The 2652-nt window shown below is 64.5% G+C and carries 1 protein-coding gene; it reads right to left on the reverse strand.

Features of this window, described 5'->3' with window-relative positions; all coding sequences use genetic code 11:
* Window positions 1-238: 238 nt before the first annotated feature.
* Window positions 239-2652 (reverse strand): chromosome segregation protein SMC (gene smc / locus JX325_RS14860; RefSeq protein WP_204791852.1); only part of this gene is annotated, 2414 nt, incomplete at its 5' end.

Raw genomic sequence — 2652 nt, forward strand, 5'->3', positions numbered from 1 at the left:
CCCCCCATTTTCTCTTTTCCTTCCAGAAGGAAAAGAGAAAACGGGCCGTGCACGGTCCAAAAGAGAAAAGGAAGTATCGCCCCTGCGGGGGGGACGTGGGACGGGGGACGCGCAGGAGGTGCTTCCTCCGGGTACGCATGTCTATCGCCCGCGGCGTGGTGCGGGCGGGGGTTTGGGTGGTTATCGAATGGACTTCCTCCTCTTTCCGCTGCCGCTCCCCTCTCTACTCTGCTGGACTCTACTGGATATCCAATTCCTTTGCCATGTCGTTCAGATTGATGGTCAGGATTTTGCTCACGCCCTTTTCCTGCATGGTCACGCCGTAGAGCACGTCGGCCTCCTCCATGGTGCCCCGGCGGTGGGTGATGACAATGAACTGCGTTTTGCCTGTCAGGGCCCGCATGTACCGGGCGTAGCGGGTGACGTTCACGTCGTCCAGCGCCGCTTCGATCTCGTCCATGACACAGAAGGGGGTGGGGTGGACCTTTAAAATCGAGAAGTACAGCGCGATGGCTACAAAGGCCTTTTCCCCGCCGGACAGCAGGGAGATGGTCTTGAGGGTTTTCCCCGGCGGCTGGGCCTTGATCTCAATGCCGCAGTTCAGGATGTCCGTCTCGTCCTCCAGCTCCAGCTGGGCCTGTCCGCCGCCGAACATCTCTAAGAACGTGGCCTGGAAGCTCTCGTTCAAGAGCTGGAACTGCTCGGCAAAGATCCGGGTCATCTCCCCGGTGATGCCGCCGATGATGGTTTCCAGCTCCCCCTTGGCCTTTTCCACGTCGTCCCGCTGGTCCGTTAAATAAGTATACCGGGTGTTCACCCGCTCATACTCCTCAATGGCGCCGATGTTCGGCGTTCCCAGGGCGGCAATGCCTTTTTTCAGCTCTCCAATACGCCGGGCGGCCTTGGGGACGCTCTCCAGCTCGATGCGCTGGGCCTGGGCGTCGGAGTGGCTGAGCTCATAGTGCTCCCAGAGGCGGTCAATAATCTGCTTTTCCTCCATGCCGGAGGTGGCCAGCTTCTGCTCCAGCCGGGAGGCGGAGCGTTCCAGGTTCAAGAGGTTTTCGTTCATCTCCTGGCTGGCCTTGTTCTGGGCGGTCCGCCGGGCCTCCAGGGCCATTTTCTCCTCGTTCAGGGCGCTCAGCCGCTCCTGGCAGCTCTGCCGCCGCTGGTTCAGGGCACCCATGTCCTCCCGGCGGCGGGCGATCTCCGCCTGGGCCTTTTCAATGGCCTCCTGGTAATTCCCAAGCGTTTCTTCCTTCTGCCGCCGGTCTCCCGTCAGCTCCGCCGCCAGGCGGCGCAGGTCCGCGGAGCGCTGGAGGGCGGCGTCCCGCTCGGCGGTCAGGGCGGCCAGCTCCTCCTTCCGGGCGGTGACCTCCTCGCTGAGGGCGCTGGACTGGGCCAGAAGCTCCGACTGGCCGGAGAGGGCCTGGCCGGCCTGTTCCCGGTATTTCGCGGCCTCAGCCTCCTGCTGGGCGACGGTTTGCTCCGCCCGATCCTTTCGCTGCCGGTTCTCCTCCAAATGCCCGGTGAGGCTCTCCAGCTCTCCCGTCAGGTTTTCCAAATTCCCGCCCAGGGATTTGAGCAAAATGTCAAAGTAGTTCTTCGCGCCTTCCAGCCGTAAAACCTCGTCCTCCGCCTGGCGGCGCTGGCCCTCGGCGGTCTCCAGGTCGTACCGGGCGGCGGACAGGTCCCGCTGGACCTGCTCCTCCTCCCGTTTCACCGCCTCCAGGCGCTCCCGCATTTCGGCGGAACGGCCGTGGAGTTTTTCCAGCTCCGCCGCCCGGCTCAGCACGCCGGCGTTCCGGGACGCGGAGCCGCCGGTCATGGAGCCGCCCCGGTTGATGACCTGGCCGTCCAGGGTGACGATGCGAAAAGCGTTATGGTACTTCCGGGCCAGGGTGATGCCGCAGTCCAGGTCCTCCACGATGACCGTCCGGCCCAGGAGGTTCTGGAAGATGTTCTGATACCTCGGATCGAAGCTCACCAGCCGGGAGGCGATTCCCACGAAGCCCAATTCCCTTTCCACGCCGTTCTGGCGCAGCTCCTCTCCCCGGATGGCGGTGAGGGGAAGGAAGGTGGCCCGGCCCCCGTCCCGCTGCTTCAGGTAGCCGATGGCGGCCTTCGCGTCCTCCTCCCGGTCCACAACAATGTTTTGGAGGCCTGCCCCCAGGGCAATTTCGATGGCCACGGTGTACTGCTGATCCGTTTTCATCAGCCCCGCCACGGGGCCGTGGACTCCCCGCAGGTTATTCTGGCACACCAGCTTGACGGCCTTGGAAAAGCCCTCGTAGTCCTTTTCCATCTCCGTCAGCAGCCGGATGCGGTTTTCCAAAGCTCCCGCGTCCATGGTCAGCTTCATCCGCCTGTCCGCGGCGGCGGCGGCCTTTTTCTCCCGCTCCTCCATCCGCAGGCTGTGGCCCGCGATGATGTTGGCGGCGGCCTGGGCGTCGTCCCTGGCGTCCTCCAGGGCGCGTCGGTTGGCCTTGGCTTCCTTTTGGGTCTCTTCCAGCTGCTCCTCTATGGCGGCCTTTTCCGCCTCCACGGCGCTCCGGCGCTCCTCCAGCTGCCCGTTCTCGGCGGCGAGGGCGGCGGTTTCTGCCTTGGCGTCGGCGGCGGCGGCCACGGCCATGGCCTCCCGGCCCCGGAGGGCCT

Origin of the sequence: Oscillibacter sp. CU971 (assembly GCF_905219725.1) — a bacterium.
Classification (GTDB): domain Bacteria; phylum Bacillota; class Clostridia; order Oscillospirales; family Oscillospiraceae; genus Oscillibacter.